General features: G+C 62.4%; 16 protein-coding genes and 1 pseudogene. 10 read left to right on the top strand and 7 right to left on the bottom strand.

What is annotated here, in order from left to right; translation table 11 throughout:
• The first annotated feature begins 115 nt into the window (after positions 1-115).
• The 7 genes and pseudogenes from SB772_RS16980 to SB772_RS16950 all read left to right on the top strand — a co-directional run bounded on the left by SB772_RS16980 (position 116) and on the right by SB772_RS16950 (position 9442).
• On the top strand, positions 116-2995 hold the full coding sequence (locus tag SB772_RS16980; protein WP_410834394.1) for a DUF4118 domain-containing protein: 2880 nt from the start codon (positions 116-118) through the stop codon (positions 2993-2995).
• Positions 2988-3686 carry a two-component system response regulator KdpE gene (gene kdpE, locus SB772_RS16975; protein ID WP_410834393.1) on the top strand — a complete coding sequence of 233 codons (699 nt, stop codon included), beginning with the start codon at positions 2988-2990 and terminating at the stop codon, positions 3684-3686. The genes SB772_RS16980 and kdpE overlap by 8 nt, the downstream gene beginning before the upstream one ends.
• A 144-nt stretch (positions 3687-3830) precedes the next feature.
• Positions 3831-4151 (top strand): quaternary ammonium compound efflux SMR transporter SugE, encoded by a 321-nt coding sequence (gene sugE, locus SB772_RS16970; RefSeq protein WP_410834392.1) that lies wholly within the window; start codon positions 3831-3833, stop codon positions 4149-4151.
• A 271-nt stretch (positions 4152-4422) separates the two neighbouring features.
• Positions 4423-5034, top strand: coding sequence for a DUF4126 domain-containing protein (locus SB772_RS16965; protein WP_410834391.1), 612 nt, complete (start codon positions 4423-4425; stop codon positions 5032-5034).
• Positions 5031-7613 carry an ABC transporter permease gene (locus SB772_RS16960; RefSeq protein ID WP_410834390.1) on the top strand — a complete coding sequence of 861 codons (2583 nt, stop codon included), beginning with the start codon at positions 5031-5033 and terminating at the stop codon, positions 7611-7613. The genes SB772_RS16965 and SB772_RS16960 overlap by 4 nt, the downstream gene beginning before the upstream one ends.
• A 25-nt stretch (positions 7614-7638) precedes the next feature.
• A pseudogene (locus tag SB772_RS16955) lies at positions 7639-8049 on the top strand (group II truncated hemoglobin); the annotation flags it as partial.
• Positions 8050-8215: 166 nt separating this feature from the next.
• Positions 8216-9442 carry an ISL3 family transposase gene (locus SB772_RS16950; RefSeq protein ID WP_410834389.1) on the top strand — a complete coding sequence of 409 codons (1227 nt, stop codon included), beginning with the start codon at positions 8216-8218 and terminating at the stop codon, positions 9440-9442.
• 499 nt (positions 9443-9941) lie between these two features.
• Here SB772_RS16950 and SB772_RS16945 read toward each other — a convergent pair whose 3' ends face one another.
• Positions 9942-10160 (bottom strand): hypothetical protein, encoded by a 219-nt coding sequence (locus SB772_RS16945; protein ID WP_410834388.1) that lies wholly within the window; start codon positions 10158-10160, stop codon positions 9942-9944.
• A 487-nt stretch (positions 10161-10647) separates the two neighbouring features.
• Between SB772_RS16945 and SB772_RS16940 the strand changes: the two genes are divergently transcribed.
• On the top strand, positions 10648-10815 hold the full coding sequence (locus SB772_RS16940) for a hypothetical protein (RefSeq protein ID WP_410834387.1): 168 nt from the start codon (positions 10648-10650) through the stop codon (positions 10813-10815).
• 1151 nt (positions 10816-11966) lie between these two features.
• Here the strand turns inward: SB772_RS16940 and SB772_RS16935 are convergent.
• Entirely contained in the window at positions 11967-13676 is a 1710-nt protein-coding gene (locus SB772_RS16935; RefSeq protein ID WP_410834386.1) for an ATP-binding protein, read from the bottom strand.
• 322 nt (positions 13677-13998) lie between these two features.
• Positions 13999-14388, bottom strand: a complete 390-nt coding sequence (locus SB772_RS16930; RefSeq protein WP_410834385.1) for a two-component system response regulator — start codon at positions 14386-14388, stop codon at positions 13999-14001.
• 1238 nt (positions 14389-15626) lie between these two features.
• Here SB772_RS16930 and SB772_RS16925 point away from each other — a divergent pair.
• Entirely contained in the window at positions 15627-15896 is a 270-nt protein-coding gene (locus SB772_RS16925; RefSeq protein ID WP_410834384.1) for an H-NS histone family protein, read from the top strand.
• Positions 15893-16513: a DUF924 family protein gene (locus tag SB772_RS16920; RefSeq protein ID WP_410834383.1), complete on the top strand. Its 621-nt coding sequence runs from the start codon at positions 15893-15895 to the stop codon at positions 16511-16513. The genes SB772_RS16925 and SB772_RS16920 overlap by 4 nt, the downstream gene beginning before the upstream one ends.
• A gap of 52 nt (positions 16514-16565) precedes the next feature.
• On the opposite strand, the gene SB772_RS16915 is transcribed toward SB772_RS16920, so the two are convergent.
• The 4 genes from SB772_RS16915 to SB772_RS16900 all read right to left on the bottom strand — a co-directional run bounded on the left by SB772_RS16915 (position 16566) and on the right by SB772_RS16900 (position 20954).
• A complete protein-coding gene (locus SB772_RS16915; RefSeq protein WP_410834382.1) occupies positions 16566-18566 on the bottom strand; it encodes an ArnT family glycosyltransferase in 2001 nt (666 codons plus the stop codon).
• 253 nt (positions 18567-18819) lie between these two features.
• A complete protein-coding gene (locus tag SB772_RS16910; protein WP_410834381.1) occupies positions 18820-19566 on the bottom strand; it encodes an SDR family oxidoreductase in 747 nt (248 codons plus the stop codon).
• 75 nt (positions 19567-19641) lie between these two features.
• The gene (locus SB772_RS16905) at positions 19642-20226 is read right to left on the bottom strand and encodes a TIGR00730 family Rossman fold protein (protein WP_410834380.1); all 585 of its coding nucleotides are present in this window, start codon (positions 20224-20226) and stop codon (positions 19642-19644) included.
• Positions 20227-20228: 2 nt separating this feature from the next.
• A complete protein-coding gene (locus SB772_RS16900; RefSeq protein WP_410834379.1) occupies positions 20229-20954 on the bottom strand; it encodes a TetR/AcrR family transcriptional regulator in 726 nt (241 codons plus the stop codon).
• Positions 20955-21038 lie beyond the last annotated feature (84 nt).

Genomic DNA, 21038 nt, shown 5'->3' with positions numbered 1-21038 from the left:
TGTGGCGCTCGCCGATGCGATGGCCGCCATCGCATCGGCACGCCGTTTGCGGCCCGGCCGCCACCGTGCCACCATGTACGCACCAGCGCTCGCCTTACTATGAAAACCATTGAGCATGAACCGCCCCGATCCTGACGAATTGCTCGACAAACTGCAACGCGACGAAGAGAAACGTCAGCGGGGCAAGCTGAAGATTTTTTTCGGCGCGTCGGCCGGGGTCGGCAAGACCTATGCGATGTTGCTGGCCGCGCGGCGCCGTTTCGACGAGGGCGCGGACGTGGTCGTCGGCATTGCGGAGACGCATGGCCGCGACGAAACTGCCGCGCTGCTCGACGGCCTCGACGTGCTGCCGCTCATGCAGATCGAGTATCGCGGCCGCAAGCTCGGCGAATTCGATCTGGACGCCGCGCTCGCCCGCAAGCCGCAACTGATTCTGGTCGACGAACTCGCGCATTCGAACGTGCAGGGCGCACGGCATCTGAAGCGCTGGCAGGACGTCTACGAACTGCTCGACGCGGGCATCGACGTCTACACGACGGTCAATGTCCAGCACCTCGAAAGCCTGAACGACGTGGTCGGGCAGATCACCGGCATTCGCGTCTGGGAGACGGTGCCGGACCGCGTGTTCGATCGCGCCGACGAAGTGACGCTGGTCGACTTGCCCGCCGAGGAACTGCTCGACCGGATGCGCGACGGCAAGGTGTATATGGCGCAGCAGGCCGAGCGCGCGGTGCGCAACTTCTTTCGCAAGGGCAATCTGATTGCGCTGCGTGAACTCGCATTGCGCCGTACCGCGGATCGTGTCGACGCGCAGATGCGCGAGTATCGCGCGGACCGGTCGATCCAGCGTATCTGGCAGGCGCGTGAGCGCTTGCTGGTGTGTGTCGGTCCCGGCCCGGAAGCGCCGACGCTGGTGCGGGCCGCGGCGCGTCTCGCCGCAAGTTTGCGAGCCGACTGGATCGCTGTGTATGTCGAAACACCCGCGCTGCAGCGTTTGCCCGACGCGCGCCGCGAACGTACGCTGAACGCGTTGAAGCTCGCCGCCGAACTCGGCGCGGAAACGGCGACGCTCGCCGGCAGCGATGCGGTCGCCGCCTTGATCGGCTATGCGCAGGCGCGCAACGTGTCGAAGCTGGTCGCGGGTGCGTCGTCGCGCACGGGCGCGATGCGCCGGCTGCGCCGGCCGCTCGGCGAGCGCATCGCCGAATGCGCGGGCGACCTCGATCTCACGTTGATCCGCGCGTCGTCGGAACGCGATGGCGGCGAGCATCGCACGTTGCTGAACACCACTGCGAATGCCTGGCGCGAGGCATTGAGCGCGGCGCGCGAGCGCCGCTCGCCGCCGCGCGCCTACAGCTTTGCGCTGGCGATTTGCGCGGCTATCACGCTGCTGTCAAGCCAGCTGATCGATCATATCGACCTGACGAACCTCGTCATGCTGTATCTGCTCGGCGTGATCTTCACGGCCGTGAAACTGGGCCGCGGACCGGGTGTCGTGCTGTCGTTCCTGAGCGTCGCCGCGTTCGATTTCTTCTTCGTGCCGCCGCGCATGTCGCTGTCGGTGTCCGATACGCAATATCTGTTGACCTTCCTCGGCATGCTGCTGACCTCGCTCGTGATCAGCCATCTGACCTCGAGCTTGCGTCGCGAGGCGAGCGTCGCGCGGCGCCGCGAACAACGCACCGGCGCGATGTACGCGATGGCGCGCGAACTGGCTGCGGCGCTCGCGACCGAGCAGATCGTCGGCATCGGCAGCCGGCACGTCAGCGAGGTGTTCGGCGCACGCGTCGCGATCCTGTTGCCGGACAGCGTCGACCAGGTGAAGCAGAAGATCGAGGACCCCGACGCGTCGATCACGCTCGACGGCGAGATGCTCGATATCGACGTCGGCCAGTGGGTCTACGATCAGCAGAAACCGGCTGGGCATGGCACCGATACGCTGCCCGCGGCCGCCGCGCTCTATCTGCCGCTCAAGGCACCGATGCGCACGCGGGGCGTGCTCGCGGTCGTGATGCGCGACGAACGCGAACTCAACGTACCCGAACAGCAACGGATGCTCGATGCGTTCGCCGCGCAGATCGCGCTGGCGTTGGAGCGCGTGCATTACGTCGAAATCGCGCGCGATGCGCTGGTCAATATGGAGTCGGAGCGCCTGCGCAATTCGTTGCTGTCGGCGATCTCGCACGACTTGCGCACACCGCTGACGACGATCGTCGGTTTTTCGTCGATGCTCGCGCAGTCGCGTGAAGGACACCCCGGCGCGCAACCCGGTGACGATCTGGTGGAAGCGATTCATGAAGAGGCGCTGCGCATGACCGGCATCGTCACCAATCTGCTCGACATGGCGCGCTTGCAGGCGGGCAGCTTGCAATTGAACCGGCAATGGACGCTGCTCGAAGAAACAGTCGGCGCTGCGTTGCGTGCCTGCAAGCGCGTGCTGGCGAATCATCCGGTGCAGGTGAAGCTGCCCGCGGACTTGCCGCTGCTGCACCTCGATGCCGTGCTGATGGAGCGGCTCTTCTCGAACCTGTTCGAGAACGCCGCCAAGTACACGCCGGCGGATACGCTTTTGACGATCGGCGCGCAAGTGATCGAGGAAGGCGGCAAGCAGTTGGTGCGCGTCACCATCGACGATACCGGACCGGGGCTGCCCGCCGGCATGGAGGCGCGCGTGTTCGAGAAATTCACGCGTGGCGAGAAAGAGTCGGCCAAGCCGGGCATCGGGCTCGGCCTCGCGATCTGCCGTGCAATCGTCGAAGCGCACGGCGGTACAATCGGCGCGCTCAACCGGATGAAGGCGGACGGTCAAGTCGAAGGCGCGCGCTTCTGGTTCACGCTGCCGGTGGAAACGCCGCCCGCTGCGCCTGATTCGCTGGAAGACGAGGACATCGGCGCGTTGCCAGATGATTCGGCACCGGCACCGGAGCAGGCCGCCGCGGCGCCGCTCGAGTTCAATTCACCCCACAACCCGCTCTCCAAGCCTACCCATGAGTGACCCCGGCATCACCGTTGTCCTGATCGAAGACGAAAAGCAGATCCGCCGCTTCGTGCGAACGGCGCTGGAAGGCGAGGGCATCGTGGTGCACGACGCCGAGACCGGCAAGCAGGGCCTGGTGGAAGCCGCGACGCGCAAGCCCGATCTGGTGATCGTCGATCTCGGCTTGCCCGACACCGACGGTCTGGACGTGATCCGAGAACTACGCGGCTGGAGCGAATTGCCGGTGATCGTGCTGTCGGCGCGCACCCAGGAAATCGAGAAAGTCGCCGCGCTCGACGCCGGCGCGGACGATTACCTCACCAAACCGTTCGGCGTCTCCGAACTGCTCGCCCGGATTCGCGCGCATATGCGGCGGCGCAACCACGGCGGCGCCAACGAATCGCCGCAGGTGCGTTTCGGCTCGGTCACCGTCGATCTGGCTTTGCGTCAGGTGAGCCGCGACGGCGCGCCGGTCCATCTGACCCCGATCGAATACCGTCTGCTCGCGACGCTGGTGCGCCACGCCGGGCGCGTGCTGACGCATCGGCAACTGCTGCGCGACGTATGGGGGCCGTCGCATGTCGAAAGCCATCACTATCTGCGCATCTATATGGCGCATCTGCGCGGCAAGCTGGAGCGCGATCCGGCGCAGCCCGAATACATCGTTACTGAAACGGGCGTCGGATACCGGTTGGTCGGCGCGATGTGACGCTGCCCCGAGCCCCGTAGGCGCCCTTGTGACGGGCCGCCGCAGCGTGCGAGCGGACCGATTTGCTATAGTTACAAATCGTAAGGACGACCTTACGCATCCGCTACGAACGGGGACGGCCCCATCTGACCATGGAGTTGTCTCGTGTCCTGGTTTCTTCTATTGATCGCCGGTTTGCTCGAAGTCGCGTGGGCAGCCGGTCTCAAGACCTCCGAAGGTTTCACCCGGCTCTGGCCGTCCGTGTTCACGCTCGTGACCGCGCTCGGCAGCTTCGTGCTGCTCGCGATGGCCATGCGTCAACTGCCGCTCGGCACCGCCTATGCGGTGTGGACAGGGATCGGCGCGGTCGGCGCGTTCATTTTCGGCATCGTGATGATGGGCGAAGCATTGACGCTCGCGCGTGTGGCGAGCGCGTCGCTGATCGTGATTGGATTGATCGGCCTGAAGCTCTCCTCGGGGCATTGAGCTGCCGTCGGCAGGGCGGTTGTTGCGAACTCCCGCGCGAGACTTCGATTTGCACGCCGAGTCGCGCCCCATTAGAGGCCGCCCGCCATTTGTTCGCCGCTCTGCGTTCTGCGAATTAACGTGGCTATAATGAAGCTGAATCCAACCTGAAATTGCCCGCGGCCCATTTGGCGCGGCCGGCTTGGCGCGGGTCTGACGACTTCGGTGCGGCGGCTTCCGTCCTTCTTGCCCATCGAAGCGCCCGGCACGCACAGCGCGCCTGGAGGCGGCCATGCTTGAATCACTTTCGCTTGCTGCTGGCCTCTCATGGGGCAGCGGCCTGCGCCTCTATCTGACGGTCTTGCTCGCCGGCGTGCTCGAACGCCTCGGCTTCATCCATCTCCCCGACACGCTGTCCGCACTGTCCTCGCCGTGGGTGATCGGCGTCGCCGCCGTGCTGACGGTCGCCGAATTCCTCGCCGACAAGATTCCCGCGTTCGATTCGCTGTGGGACGCGATCCACACCTTTATTCGCATTCCGGCCGGCGCCGTGCTGGCCGTCGGTGCGCTTGGCCATGCCGATCCGGCGCTCCTGACCGTCGCCGCGCTCGCGGGCGGCACGCTGGCCGGCACCGCGCATCTGGCGAAAGCGGGTACGCGCGCGCTGATCAATCTGTCGCCGGAACCGGTGTCCAATGTCGTGACCTCAACCGCCGAAGACGGCCTCGTGCTCGGCGGCGTGCTGCTCTCATTGTTCGTGCCGCTTGTGTTTCTGGTGCTGATGGTGGGTTTCCTGATGTTGGCGGGCTGGGTGTTGCCGAGGCTTTGGCGCGGCGTGCAGGGCGGTTTCCGCGGGATGGCGACGCACATGGTGTCGCGTTTGGTCAGGAGCAGGCACGATTGAGCGATACGGTACGAGGTTCGACGGCGCGCGTTACATCGAGTTCGCGACGCCGGTTTAGCAGCGCCGACTTGCTGCACCAGGCCATCCGCATGACGGCGCGCGATTGGCGCGCGGGCGAACTGACGATGCTGCTGCTGGCGCTGGTACTGGCCGTCGCGGCTTTGTCGAGCGTCGGCTTCCTGGCTGACCGCTTGCATCAAGGGCTCGAGCGCGACGCGCGCCGCATGATCGCCGCCGATTTCATCGTGCGTGCCGATCATCCGGTCGATCCGCAATTCGCACGGCAAGCCGCGGCGCTCGGTCTGAATACGGCCAGCACCGCGATCTTTCCCAGCATGATCAATTCGACCGGCGCGCAGCCGGTCTCGCGCCTCGCCGCCATCAAGGCGGTGTCGCCGGGTTATCCGTTGCGCGGCGCGTTGCGGATCGCATCCGCGCCGGGCGCGGCGGATCATCCGGCGCAATCGATCCCAGCACCGGGCGTCGCCTGGGTCGATCAGGCCTTGCTCGACGCGTTGAAGCTGCATGTCGGCGACGCGGTAAAGGTCGGCAATCGCAACTTCACGATCGGTGCGGTGATCACCCGCGAACTGGATCGCGGCTTCTCGTTCGTCAATTTTTCGCCGCGTTTGATGTTGCGCGCCGACGAGGTCCAATCGACTGGCCTCATCACGTTCGGCAGCCGCGTGACCTATCGGCTGCTGGTGGCGGGCACGGATGCGTCGGTCGCGCGCTTCGCCCAGTTCGCGCACGACAAGGTCGACGGCGGCAAGATGCGCGGCGTCGCGCTCGAGTCGTTGCAGGACGGCCAGCCGCAAGTGCGTCAGACGCTCGACCGTGCGAGCCACTTTCTCACGCTCGTCTCGCTGCTCACCGCATTGCTCGCGGCGGTAGCGATCGCGATGGCCGCGTATCGTTATATGCGTCGGCATCTGGACACCTGCGCGGCAATGCGCTGCCTCGGCGTCAGTCAGGCGACGCTGCGCGCGCTCTTCACGCTCGAGTTCGTCGGCCTCGGTTTAATCGCCGGGGCGGTGGGCGTTGCGCTCGGCTACGCGGGACATCTTGCGTTGCTGACGTGGCTCGGCAGTCTGATCGATGTCGCATTGCCGTACCCGACCGCCTGGCCGGCGCTCGAGGGCATCGCGGCGGGTCTCGTGTTGTTGCTCGGCTTTGCGTTGCCGCCGCTCCTGCCATTGACGCGCGTGCCGCCGGTGCGGGTGCTGCGCCGCGAATGGGGCGACGCGGGGCGCACCGCGTGGGCCGCCTACGCCCTTGGCATCGTGATGTTCGCCGCGCTGCTGATCGTCGCGGCGGGCGAACTGAAGCTCGGCGGTATCGTCGCGGGTGGTTTTGCGGGCGGCTTGCTGGTGTTCGCGTGCATCGCGCGGCTGGCGTTGTGGGGCGCCGCGCGTTTCGTGCGCAGCGAGCGGGTCAATGCGGGAGTCGGCTGGCGCTATGCGCTGGCGTCGCTCGAGCGGCGCAGTAGTGCGAGTGCACTGCAGATTACCGCGCTCGGCATCGGCTTGATGTGCCTGCTGCTGATCGCGATGACGCGCAACGATCTGGTAGCCGGCTGGCGCAAATCGACGCCGCCCGATGCGCCGAATGAATTCATCATCGACATCCAGCCCGATCAACGCGAAGCCGTCACGCAATATCTGAGCGCACATGGCCTGCCCGGCACGGTGCTCTCGCCGATGGTGCGCGGCCGGCTGATCGCGATCAACGGCAAGCCGGTCAATCCGGACGCGTTCAAAGGCGACGACGCAAAGCGCCTCGTGGACCGCGAATTCAATCTGTCGTACACGACGACGCTGCCCGAGGACAATCGGCTTTCCGATGGTGTCTGGTATGGCGACACGAAAACGCCGCAGATTTCGATTGAGCAGGGGCTCGCGAAACTGATCGACGTAAAGCCTGGCGACATGCTGCGCTTCGACGTGACGGGCTTGCAGATCGACGCGCCCGTGACGAGTGTGCGCAAGCTCGACTGGGGCTCGTTCAAGGTCAACTTTTTCGTGCTGATGCCGCCGGCGGCCTTGCAGGATTTCCCGGCGACGTTCATCACCAGTTTTCATCTGCCGCCTTCGAGGCAGGCGACGATCGACAGTTTGATCTCTGCTTATCCGAACCTCACCGCGATCGACACCGGTCCGATTCTGGCGCAGGTGCAGCGCGTGTTGCAGCAGGTGATTGGCGCGGTGCAGTTTCTATTTGCGTTCACGCTCGCGGCTGGGGTGCTGGTGTTGTACGCAGCGCTGGCCGGCACGCGCGATGAGCGTATGCGAGAATCCGCGCTGCTGCGTGCACTGGGGGCGTCGCATCGCCAGGTGCGGGCGGTGCAGATTGCCGAGTTTGTCGCGGTGGGCGCGCTGGCGGGGCTGATGGCGGCGGTGGGCGCGCAGGTGATTGGATGGGTGCTGGCGACCCGCGTGTTCGAGTTTTATCTGAGCTTCGATCCATGGCTGTTGCCGGCGGGTATGGCTGCCGGGATTGCTTGTGCTGGGATTGGTGGCTGGCTCAGTTTGCGGCATGTGTTGACGCGGCCGGCGTTGCAATCGCTGCGGGATGCGTGATTTCTATTTTGTTTTGTGACTGGGTATGAGCGATCTTAACGACGAAGTGTCCACGGCGGGACCGACGGCCTTCGAACTGGTGGGCGGCGAGGCTCGCGTGCGCGAGTTAGTCGACCGGTTTTATGACTTGATGGATCTCGAAGCGGAATTCGCCGGGATTCGGGCTTTGCATCCGGCGTCGCTCGATGGCTCGCGGGACAAGCTTTTCTGGTTTCTGTGCGGATGGATGGGCGGGCCCGATCATTACATCAGCCGGTTTGGGCACCCTCGGTTGAGGGCGCGGCATTTGCCGTTTGCTATCGCCTCCAGCGAGAGGGATCAGTGGATCAGGTGCATGGCCTGGGCCATGGAGGATGTGGGGCTTTCCGAGCCGCTTAGGGAGAGGTTGCTTGGGTCGCTCTTCGAGACCGCTGACTGGATGGTCAACCAGAAATCGTTAGTAAAGAAGATGGCCTCTTTTGAATTCCGAGTGGGTAATGTTGGCGGGTCAAGGGCGGGCGTGAGCCCGGCGCAGCGCACCCTTGAGGCGCCGTGAATCGACAAGCTGGGGCATGGCTGGTTGCGGCAGAATGCGGCAACCAGCCATGCGAGACGAAGCGAACATGACGAATCAACTCTTTGAAGCCGCCTTGGGAATCAAGGCCCCGTGGTACGTCCAAGGCGTCGACTTCGACACAGCCAAACGACAACTCACGATTGCCGTGGACTTTGTCGCCGGCAGCCGCTTCGTCTATCCCGGTGTCGCCGGCGAGCACCCCGTGCATGACACGCAAATCAAGCGGCTGCGACACCTGAACTTCTTTCAACATGAGTGCTATCTCGAGGTGCGGGTGCCGCGCGTGAAACTGCCGAACGGCGCGGTGCGGCTGGTCGAGCCGGATTGGGTCGGCCAGCTCGACGGCTTTACCTTGCTGTTCGAAGCGCTGGTGCTGATGCTGGCGCAGCAGATGCCGTTTGCCGCCGTGGCACGTATCGTCAATCTGTCGTGGCACCGGGTGCATGCCATCTGTTCGCGCTATGTGGAACTCGCGCTTGCGTCGGCCGACCTGTCGGACGTGACGACGGTGGCGATTGACGAAACCTCGTACCGGCGCGGCCACGAGTATCTGACGCTGGTCGCCGACATGCAGGCGCGCCGTGTCGTGTTCGTCACACCCGGGCGTGACGCGAAGACGATTGAAGGCTTCGCGGCCCATCTGAGCCAACACCACGGCACGCCCGAGCAAGTCACCTCGGTGAGCATCGACATGTCGCCCGCCTTCATCAAGGGCGTGGGTGAACATCTGCCCAATGCGCGGCTGACGTTCGACAAGTTTCACGTCGTCGCCCACGCCTCCAAGGCGCTCGATACGGTGCGCCGCCAGCAGCAGAAAGCCAACCCGGAACTCAAAGGGATGCGCTGGACGCTGCTCAAGGACGCCAACAAACTGAATCTGGCGCAATTGACCGACCTCGAGGCGCTGGTCAGGCAGTACGCCACCAAGCGCACCGCCCGCGCATGGCTGTATCGGGAGCAACTGCGCGAGATTCTCGAACGCAAGCAGATTCATGTCGTCTCCGAGATGTTGCGGCAGTGGTGCACCAACGTCATGCGCTCGAAGGTCGAGCCGATGAAGGAGGTGGCGCGAATGATTCGCCGGCACTTCGATGGCATTGTCGCCTGGACTCAGACCCGCCAGACCAACGGCTTCATCGAGGCCATCAACGGCTTGTTTCAAGCTGCCAAGCGCAAGGCTCGCGGTTACACGCGCTTCACGACGATGCGCACTGTCCTCTTTCTCATCGCCGGCAAGCTCGATTTCTCCAGCTTCAACCCACATGCCTCGTGAGCCTCGTTACCCACTGCATTTTCAAAAGAGCCAGAAGATGACGTAATTCTGAGGGGCCGCCGGGCTCGGTCCTGAGCGCGGGTGTGACATGTCCGGGTGGGACTTGTGGTTGCTTACAACTTCGGACACGATTTCGTAAACGCTGCGACCGTACGCGAGCACCTTTCACGCGGCACATCGACCGACCGGTTCAATGCGGATGAGACCGTGTGATTGGAGCAGGACTCTTTAAATACCGTGCCCGGCTGCCCAAAGCGGAGCGTTCCTGGGGAACAAGGCGACTAAGAAGGTCACTGACAGCAAACGCATCGCCGCGGACAAAATCGAATGGGCTCTCGGTCGGCTCGACGACATCCGGCGCACAGAACAGCAATCACGCGACTCCCGCATCTTTCCGGGTCACTACGCGCCCGCACGATATTCCAATCAACTTCGCTCCCGCGGCCGCTTCGGCGACGAGGTCATGCGGAGTCATTCCTCATCTGGAGCGGGTTGCACGTTACAGCGACTCAACGGCTTCAAGTCGCGCTTGCGCTATCTGCGCAATCTGGCCGGGGTGTTGGCAATGGTACGTTCCAAACAGCTGGGAGCATAGCTGGGCAAGGGAAGCAAGGTCCACGGCCTGGTCCGCGTGCTCGACTTCGCGCGCGTTGAGTACATCGTCGAGAACTGGAGCGAGACGGCGCAGTCGCACAAACGTGTCGGCACTTAGTTTCATACTAAACCTCCTGTGGCCAGACGCTGCGGTGCACCGAGTCAGTCAGCGACAAGGCGGTATGCTATGTTCCGTCAGCCTGGCTCGTTAATAATGTCCGTTGCATGCAACGAGTTTCATTACGTCTCTATCCGCAATGGGGTGGCAGTGCAGGCCGCAATAGGTCGGAGCACATGGCTAATCCTGGCCTTTCAATGCCGACCATACCCTGACCGGCAAATTACGATTCTGTCATTTACGCCTCGACGCTCGCTGCCGTGCGGCGCGCATCGCTTTCTCAGGACGACGGCTTTCTCTGGACGAGGTCTTGGGGTCAAAGGCGCGATGGGAACCGAGCGTGACCGGTTACATGCGGGCATATCCGGAAAGAAGCAGCTGTAAGACATAATCCGTGAAGCCGACAAACGGTTTGCCCGTTCCAGGGCAAACCGTTCTCTACTGAGCCTGCGTTGCTGGCGCGCGATGCTTAGCCGTGCGAGCGGGAGGGCTGGTGAAGCTGATGATGGTGAGGCTGGTAATGATGCCGCACAGGGGCGTGTCGGTCGTCGCGATGCATGTCAGCGAAAGACACCGCCGGTGCAGCGAATGCGGCTATGAGGAGAACAGCAAGAGCTTTCTTGAAAACGTGTTCCATGGGAATCCAGGTGGCAGTAAGTGAGTATCAGATGATGAGCGATGCAATGCCACTGGCGACTGCGATGCGCAAATAGTTTAGCGCAATACCCAGTTCATAATCGTCGCGTTCGTGAAACGCAAAGAAGGCAACAGCCCGTATTGCGGGCTTACCAGAACGTTAACGTTCCCAGAGAAAGCGTCAACGCAAGCGCGAGCGGAATGTCGGAACTGTGGCGCTGACGACAAGGGCTGGCTGAGTTCTTCCGGACAGCGGGTTTAAGGATTGTCCGACGCATTGGGCAGGAGATTCGTCACACAGCCGAGGGCCTGGCGCCGGCACGAGAACCCGACCTGCCAGGCGAAAGTCAGCTATTTCTTTGGGTCTCCAAGGACATCAACGCTGCAGCCGATGAACCATGCAAGTGCTGGCGCCATCTCGGTGAGCGAGACGGTAGCGACTCGGCGTGTCGCATCGTCCAGAACAGGCCTGGTGCGTATCTGGAATCAGGAAACAATTCGTCACGGCGGACGATACAGCACGGAACAGGTGCCTTGTTCTTCAACCTGGTGCGTCGCCGAGGGTAACAGCTCCTGAAAAGGGTCTATGCTGCAAGCAAAACTGAGCAAAAGACCGACTTTCGGTCGTTTGCTCAACTCGGCACGCAACTTGCCTCTTTCTAGTTAGGGTCTTTCCATCAGCTTCGTGTTCGCAGTCTATTGAGGGGCGGTGCAAACACTGAATCAATGTTCGTTTTCTTCGGAGAGCTATCACACGAGCATCTGTTTTTAGCAGTTAGAGAACCGCAGGAGGACACTATGTTTCGGTCCACGCCAGTCATTGCCAGCAAAACCGTAGGCGGCGAAAGAATTCACGCTGAATTTCTCTGCGATACGGGACGGCTACGAATCATCGGCGGCATCACAGTGCACGCAGAATTGTTTCCGCCGCATTCGTGGTTTGCCATTGCATCTGTCGCGGGATACAGCCGGTGGGGCACCCGGCCCGACGAGATAGACCTGCTAAGGCTCATCGAGAACTTCATATACTTGCCCGGACCACCGGCTCTATGAGCAGAGCTTTGAGCGCAATCTGACAGGTGGTGGGCGCGTTTCTGCCCGTTCTGGCCTATGCACCCCCTAAGTCCAGCCGATTTTTTTGTAGCCCTGCAGCGCGCGACAAAGGGCGCGTCGACCTTAGACAATGCCCCGCAGCGTGCCTTCGGCGCGATTCGCCAGGATGTACTGCAGCTTATCGAGCGAAAGTGGCTTGGTCAGATGGAAATCGAATCCGGCCGCTAGTGCCCTCGACTTGTCGGATTCGGATGCATAGCCCGTGAGCGCTACCAGGATGACGTCATCGAATCCGCGATTCAGGCGAACAGTTCGTGCGACCTCGAAGCCGTCCATTTCCGGCATCCCCACGTCGACGATTGCAACTTCAGGGTGCGTTTCAGACATCAGCCGTATGGCATCGCGCCCATTGTCCGACGTTGTTACTTCGTGACCTTCGAGTTCAAGCAAAACGCTCAGCGCCTTGAGCGCATCCTGATTGTCGTCAACGAGCAGGAGACGCGCCGGCTCGGGAGCTGCAGCGGTCGCGCTGGGGGTGCCTACGTCTGTATCCGTTGTCGTCCGGGCTATCGGCAAACGGAGTGTTACAACCGTGCCTTTGCCCGAGCCTTCACTCTTGATTGAGATTGTTCCATGGTGAAGCTCGACCATCCGCTTTGCCACCGCGAGACCTATTCCCAAGCCTCCTTCGGAACGCGCCTGGCCACGGGCAGACTGCGCGAATAGCTCGAAGACGTGCGGCTTGACTGCGCTATCGATACCCATGCCGTTATCAGTGACGTCAATAACAACCAACCCGGGTGCTTCTTCGCGCGAGTTGTTTGGCTCGACGCGGACGTTGAGCTCGATGGTGCCTCCGACAGGTGTGTATTTCGCTGCGTTCGAAAGGAGGTTGCCCAGCACCTGGCTCAAGCGGACATGGTCGGCACGCACGGGGATGGGCTCGTCCAGCCCCGTGATTTTGAGTATGTGCCTGCGGGATGCGACGTGATGTCTGATAGCTGTCACGGCATCAAACACAATGTCGGTGAGCGAAGTGTCACTGTGCTTGATAGCGAGCTTGCCATGCTTCAGACGGGCGGCATCGAGCAGGTCATCGACCAGTGTTCGCAGATGCCTCATCTGGCGTTGTGCGATAGTCAGGACGTCGACGGCTCTTTCGTCTTCGGCGCAAAGTCGTTTCGCTGCACTTATGGCGCCGTCGATTGGCGTCATTGGATTTCGTAGCTCGTGACTGAGCATGGCGATGAATTCGTTGTGCCGCCGGTCGCTCTCTTCACCGCTGTCGCGCGCATTGACGATGGTTAACGCCGAGCCGGCGAAAACGGCGAGGTTTGAGAGCAGTCTGACGTCTTCGAGATCAAATCTGCAATCCTCGGCGTGTGACATCACCCATATCGCCCCTAGTTCCGCATTCTCAGCCTTGATTGGAACGACTATTCCTTCCGGTACGTCGATTCCCGGAAACGCAAGGCAAGGGAACCGAGCCTGCGGGTCGACGAATAGTTGCGGTGTTCCCGCCTCCAGGGTCACAGCGCACGGGCACTCGTCCCATGCGGTCGTATGGCCGCGCAGGCCAGCGCAGAGCCCGGCGACAGCGAGCCACCTGAGGACCCGATTGTCATCTGGTCCCTCGACAAGACTGATACCTGCGCTACCCGCGCGGCACAGTGTCAGAGCCGTGTCCGCGATGACTTGCAGAAATTCGGAGCGCGGGCCGGCCTGGGCTCGGGCGAGTGCCACAAGCGCGCGGTTCTCGGCCGCATAATCTGCGGCGCGGACCGGCCTGCGGGCAAGCTCATCCGTTTGACTGGGCGCGCGATTGCTTTCCATGGCTGATAGAGCGACTGGAGAAATAGAGAAAGTTCGAAGGTCGCGATGCCGGGATGCTGCTAGCTCGACACACGGGCGACGTTCTTCACAGCGGCGAATTTCACATTACGGGACGGACGACACAAAGTCAACGAGGGTTCGTACCCGCTTGCCTGCTGACAAAGGCGCCCTCGGTCCACGAAGGACAGCGACCTGAAATTGCTCACGGCGGCCCAACTACGGCGAGTAGAAATTTTGGCTGACTCGATACTGGCTCGAGAGCGCCATTTCCTTCGTCAGCAGGCGTGATTGGAGAGCCCCAGCTGCACAAAAGGCCAGTCGGCTACGCTGTTCCGCCACGCTGTAACTGTCGATGCGAGATGTTGTCCGCCAGGAGCCGTCGCATTGTGGTCAGTAAAATTTGTCCGTCTACGGGCTTGCGAAGGAAACCGTCGTAGCTGATGAAGGCGGGCGGGCTGGGTTCTCCGGAAATCAATATGAAAGCAACGTCAGCTAATCCGGGGAGAGTGCGCAATCGGTGACACAGTTCGCTCCCCGACATCACCGGCATGCGCCAGTCGGCGACCACTATGTCTACAGGGGATTCGATGAACATTGCCAATGCTGACTTGCCGTCGCTCGCCGTCTTCACTTGAAATCCGTCCGCGACACAGTTCGCCGCCCAAGCGGCGAGGGTTTCCGCGTCGTCATCTACCAGCAGTACGCTTGCCATACCCAAATGCTCGAGTTCTCACATATTGTTTGGCAGCTTGATGCCTGCCCAAGTTCACGCGGTCATTCATCCAGGCCATATATTCGTCGCGCTCGCCCTGTTTCGGAGAATGCGTATCCTGGGAGCAGGAAACGGAGGCGTTCATTTGCTACTCGGCTCAAACGGTGCCGCCGACGCGGCAGATTTGGATGCTACTGAACGCCGGCGAGCATTAACGCAACGCTTGCTCAAACGCGTCGGTGTGCAAGTGTCCTCACGCCAGGATTTCTCCGAATCGCAAGGACGCTGCGATGGGTGCAGTGTGGAAGAAAACGCGTGACGTCGCCCATGCCGTTTAACGATGAAAACGCGCCGGTCTATTCTGCAATCCTCCTCGGCGGACGCCGAGACTTAATTGAACGGGCAATTGCGCTATGAGGGAGAACTCGTGCATCTGAGACGACATCTAGCATTACTGCTTTCATTGACAGCTTTGGGTTCAACCGGAGCATGGGCGAGCGATATTCAATGTGCAACCACTCGACAACCGGCTGAGCGCGTCATATGCGACCACGCAATCCTGAACAATGAGTACGACGATATCTTCGCGCAACAGCAGGCTCTGCTGAGCACTGGAAAGCTCTCGCCCGAACAACTCGCCCGGTGGAGGCAATCGCGGAGCGCCTGCACCGACGTCCACTGCATCGACGGCGTATTTGCTCGATGGGCAGTGATGGCCAAGTCTGTCGAAACCACTTCTCGCGCCGCAGTGGCTCCGGTTATGGCCTCGGCTACTGCAATGGCCCCTGTCGGACCTACTTCGGACGCAATCGCCCTTCCCGCATCCCAAGCCTTGCCGACATCTGAAGCATCTCTTGTGCGTCAAGGGAGTGCCGCCGGCGTGGCGCTTCCGCAGCCTGTCGAGACTCAAGCCTCTTCATCTGCGGTCGCTTCTGCTCCTTCTAATGCAAGTGAATCCCGTAGCACGACCGGCATGAGCGCCGGCCTGACGACGGTCTTGCTTGTCGCGGTTGGATTCGGCGTTCTCTTCCGACGCCGAAGGAGGGCCGGTGCAAGCACCGGGGAACCACCAGGTAATGTTCGGGGCAAGGACAAGCCTTGAGCGGACCACATTGAAGGGCATGGAGCGCGGCGACGTAGTGTTGTGATTTTCGGTGATACGCCGCTCCAGTCCAGGCACTGGCATTTTCCGACGCCACCGTGGCATATTGCGGCCACGTTCACAAGGAGGTCACCTGATGGCAACGACCTTGGAAGCAATCCGAACGAAGATAGATAAACTGAAGGCGCAGGCTGACGCGTTGCTTGCAAAGCAATCGTCGGGCGTTATCGAAAGGATTCGCGCGTTGATGGCGAAGCACGACCTGACTACTGCTGACATTGACGTGCACGCTGGCGGCAAGCAGCGCGCCGCGAAGGCAGTTGTTAAGACCATGAGCAAAGGTAGCGCTGCTGCGGTCAAGTATCGCGACCCGAAGACAGAAGAAATCCCGAGCTCCGATCATTGAACACCTACACAACAGCGGCAGACTACGCCGCCTTGAACCCCGAAGCCCGTGCAGTAGTGGATTGCTGGTTCGGCGCCCCGAACTCACCCACCTTCGGCCAACCGCACAAGCGGTGGTTTGCCCGCGATAAAGCTTTCGATGCGATGCTACTGGAACGCTTCGGCAACCTGATAGACGTGGCACGCGAAGAAGGCATCCTCGACAACTGGCAAGAAACCCCGCTCGGCGCGTTGGCGCTAATCATCATCCTCGATCAGTTCTCCCGCAACTGCCACCGCGACACGCCACGCGCTTTCGCTGCCGATCAAAAAGCGCTGCACATCGCGCAACAGATGATCGCGACCGGTGCCGACCGCTCATTGCCTACCGCACATCATCGCGCATTCGCCTATCTGCCTTTCGAACACGACGAAACGCTCGCCAGCCAGCACGAATCACTACGCCTGTTCAAGCAGCTCGAAGCTGAACCAGGCGGCGAGTCCTACTACTCGTCCGCGCTCAGACACGCGAAAGTGATCGAGCACTTCGGACGTTTTCCACATCGCAACGCGATACTCGCACGGCCCTCGACGGCTGAAGAAACCGCTTTCCTGCGCGGACCCGGCGCCTCGTTCTAAGCCGGTCTAAGCCGATTGAACCCACAACTGATCGCCGCGCCTGCAAAGCGCTTTAGTCGCCGCGCGCGACCGGCGCAGGTGTGCGCACGAACACGCGCAATAGTTCGTCGTTGTCGCCCGGACGCGCACCTGACCAGAACAGGCGCCAATCGCCCGGTGGCGTGCGCGCATCGTTGCGGCGGCTCTGCTCGATCAGCCAGGTGCATGTAGTCGCGTCGGTATTCGTGATCGGCCGATGCTCGATACCGGTGTAGTAATACAGCATCGGCGCTTCCGATTCGCCAAGGCCTTTGCTGGCCATGCAATCGCCATCGTTCCATTCGAGATTCATTTGCGCGCGGAGGTTTTCGAACACCGAGCGGTAACTCTTCCCATAGTCGAGCCACGGCAGCAGCAGCGTGCTCACGAGTCCCCATGCGACGATCGCGCCCGCACACCAGCTCACAGCGCCGCGCCATTTGCCGGTGTGCTTGAATACCGGCAGCAGCCACAGCCAACCGAACGTCAGTAGCAGGCCGGCCGCGATCAGTCCGGGTTTGACCGGCATCACCCAGTCGAGCGGCAACCAGCGACCAAGCCCATGCAACGATCCGTGAGTCTCGACAGGGCTGCTCATGATCGACCAGACGATCCACGCAAGCGCCGCCACGCTGCCGAACAGCACGCGGCTTACCATGTCCCAGCCTGCATGCAGACGCTGCGGAAGCTTCTCGATACCCTGCATCGCCAGCAGTGCAAGCGGCGCGATGAACGGCAGGATGTACAGTTCGCGAACCGTCGCCGAGCTTTGCAGCACGGCAAAGCCGGTGCCCGCGAAGATCGCCGGCAGCGCGACGCGCGGATCGCGCCAGCGACGCCACGCGCCGCCCGCGAGCGCGGCCAATGCAAGCGGCACGACCGGGAAGCCGACGCTCAGCACCGTGCGTAGCACGAACAGACGGTTCTCGTTTTCAGAGCCGAGTTCAGCCACCGAAAAGCCGAAAAAGCGGCCGATGTTGTTGTCCCACAGCCAAACCTTGAAGAGCGCTTCGGAGCGCAGATAGAAGAAGATCGGCCAGATCAGCGCAAACGGCGCACAGACGAGTGCGGCGATGCCGAGCGCGCCTGCAAAGCTGCGGTTGCGGCAAGCAGGATAGAGCGCTAGCGCTGCAACGGTGGTCGCGCCGAACACCAGCGGCACGAACAGGCCCTTGGCCAGCAGCGACACGCCGACGCCGGCACCGAACATCGTTGCCGCGCTCAGGATGGCGTGGCGTCGATGGCGTGCGTCGACCGGCAACAGGCGGGCTTCGTCGCGCAGATGCATCAGCACCAGTTCGAACAGGCCGCAGAAGCCGAGCGCGGCGCCGGCCATCAGCGCGACGTCGGTCATCATGTCGTGCACGTGTTTGATGACCACGAGCGTGCTCGCGAACAACGCGAGCGTGCCGATCACGCGCACGTCGAACCAGCTCGGCGCGCCTACCGCGCGGCGGGCGACGCGTGCGGTGTAGTAGACCGTCAATGCGGCGAACAACGCGCTCGCGAGGCGCGCTGCATCATGCAAAGGGAGATAGCGGCCGAACGTCCACGCGAGTCCCGCGGCGACCCAGTCGTAAATCGGTGGCTTTTCGACGAAAGGCTGTCCAGCGTTGGTCGGCACGACCAGGTCGCCGGTGTCGAGCATGTGCTGGATGATGCCGAACGTGTAGGTCTCATCCTGTTTCCACGGCTCGTGGCCCAAGGTGCCGGGCAAGAGCCACGCACACGGGATCGCCAGCGCGACGAGCCACATCAGCGGGCGGGCAGCGGTGAGCGCGCGCAAGCGCTGGGCGCCACGCGAGGTGCGGTCGGTGGGGCTCGCCGCGCCCGCCGGGGCTGCGGGTCCTGCGGGCGCTTCGGTTGTGGTTGCAGTTGCGGCAGCCTGGCGGTCCAACGAACTGGCGTTGTCTTCAGCGAGGTCCGCCAAGTCGGGGCGAGCCTGCTCCGGCGCACTGTCGGCAGGCCCGGCCGGCGCGGGCGTCGCGGCTATGGCGTGCCCCGTGCGCCAGCGCGCGGATGGGTTTTCGTGCATGAAGATCTCTGGTCGCCGTGCGCGGCGGCATGGGCCGCGAACTTATGTGGTGGTTGTGCGTCGCGTGCGGTTGCACACGCTCCGCGCGATTGTAGCCCCCATTTATTACTGTCGATTACAGAAAAAGCGGATGCGTTGGGCGTAATCGAACACATGGCGCCGATTCCGCATCAGATCGATGGGAAGGCCTGCCTGGAACGGGGGAAAAGCGGCCGTGGGAAACGGCCTGTCGCTCAGAAAGGAAGAGGGCGGCTCAGCGACCGCCGGTCACGTCGAGCAGTGCGCCGGTCACGTACGAGGCGGCATCGCTCAGCAACCAGACGATCGTCTCGGCGACTTCGGCGGCGCTGCCGGGACGGCCAAGCGGCGTTTGCGCGCCGAGCTGGGCGGCGCGGTCCGGCTTGCCGCCGCTCGCGTGGATTTCGGTGTCGATCAGGCCGGGGCGCACGGCATTCACGCGCACGCCTTGCGGGCCGAGTTCCCTGGCGAGGCCGATCGTCATTGTGTCGACGGCGCCTTTCGAGCCGGCGTAGTCGACATATTCGTTCGGCGAGCCTAAACGCGCTGCCGCCGACGAGATATTCACGATCACACCACCCGCGCCGCCGCGATCTTTCGACATCCGGCGTGCGGCTTCGCGCGCGCACAGATACGCACCGAGCACATTGACGTCGAACAGGCGCTTCAGGCGCGCCAGATCCATATCGGCGAGCTGCATCGACGGTGCGACGATGCCGGCATTGTTGACGAGCGCATCGAGCCGGCCGAAGGTCTGTTCGACGGCGTCGAACATCGCGATCACATCGGTTTCGTTCGCGACGTCGCCGGCGATCGGCAATGCGTGGCCGCCCGCGCGTTCCACTTCGGCGGCGGTTTCCTGCGCGGCGGCGAGGCTACGCGTGTAGTTCACGCCGACCGACCAGCCGCGCGCACCCAGCAAACGCGCCGTTGCACGGCCAATACCGCGGCTGCCTCCGGTGATCAGAACGGCTTTCGTCATCGCAACCTCATCGTGTGAAAGCAGCCCACGCAGAACGCGCGGGCTATCCGGTGACCGGATAGCAGGCCGTGGAAATCAAATCTCGTCGCGTTTGATGGCCCATTTGTCGGCAGCGGGCGGCTGATAGCGCTGCAGCTTGCCGATCAGCGCGGCAGGATCGGCTTCGATCTGCAGGATGTCGAAGTAGGTTTGCCGCATGAAGCCTTCGTCCACCGTGTGCTGGAGCAGATTGATCAACGGATCGTAGAAGCTGTCGATATTCAGCAGTGCCACCGGCTTCTGGTGATAGCCGAGTTGGGCCCACGTGTAGACCTCGAACAGCTCTTCGAGCGTGCCCGCGCCGCCCGGCAGCGCGACGAACGCGTCGGACAGGTCGGCCATCATCTTCTTGCGATGATGCATGTCGGGCACAACATGCAGTTCGGTCAGGCCGTTATGGCCGACTTCCTTGTTGACCAGCAGCTCGGGAATCACGCCGATCGCACGGCCGCCTTCGGCCATGACCGTATCGGCGATCACGCCCATCAGGCCTACCTTGCCGCCGCCGTACACCAGCGCGAGGTCCGCTCCGACCAGCGCACGGCCGAATGCGCGCGCGGCTTCGGCATACAGCGGTTTGGCTCCGTCGGAGGAGCCGCAATACACACACACCGACTTCATGCTCAAACGTCCTTCGGTTCGTTGCGGGGCGCGGCGCCTTCTTTGGGCGGCAGGTAATCGTAGAACTCGCGCTTGGGCAGCTTGCCCGACGCGAGGTCGTCGAAAATCTGCCGCGAGCGGCCGCGCAAATAAGGCGCCATCAGCGACACGATCTGCACGCTCACCTGATGCAGCTCCGCGCGAATCGTTTCCTGCTCGTTGTACTTGCGCGGGTTCATCACGAATTGATACGACAGCCAGTACGTGCCGATCACGCCGACGTTGGTCGCGATCACGTGCAGTTCTTCGGGCGTCGCGACCATTTCGCCGTCGGCCACGAGTTGCTCGCAGAACTGGCTCGCAAAACGCACCTTGTGGCTGATGATCTGTTTGAAGTGCGTCTCCAGCGTGCGATTGCGCGCCAGCAGATCGTTCAGATCGCGATACAGGAAACGATAGCGCCAGGTGAAATCGACCATGTATTGCAGGTACGACCACATCTCGTCGATCGTCGCGCGGTGATCGTCGGGAAAGCGCAAGCGCTTTTCGATCTCCTGCTCGAACTGGCCGAAGATGCTGTTGATGATGTCGTCTTTGTTGCGGAAGTGGTAGTACAGGTTGCCTGGACTGATTTCCATTTCCTCGGCGATCGTCGTCGTCGTGACGTTCGGCTCGCCGATTTCGTTGAACAGCTTCAACGACAGTTCGAGGATCCGTTCGCGGGTGCGGCGGGGAGGTTTGGCTTCCATGTCGTCCGGCCCTGGTTACGCCGGGCTGAACGCGGGCGGCGTGCCGCTCGCGCGTGATCCACCCGGACGCGGTTGGTATAGTTG

This window comes from Paraburkholderia sp. SIMBA_030 (assembly GCF_046535245.1).
In the GTDB taxonomy this organism is placed as follows: domain Bacteria; phylum Pseudomonadota; class Gammaproteobacteria; order Burkholderiales; family Burkholderiaceae; genus Paraburkholderia.
The sequence above is the reverse complement of the archived record's forward strand: the minus strand, read 5'-3'. Positions and strand labels throughout refer to the sequence as shown.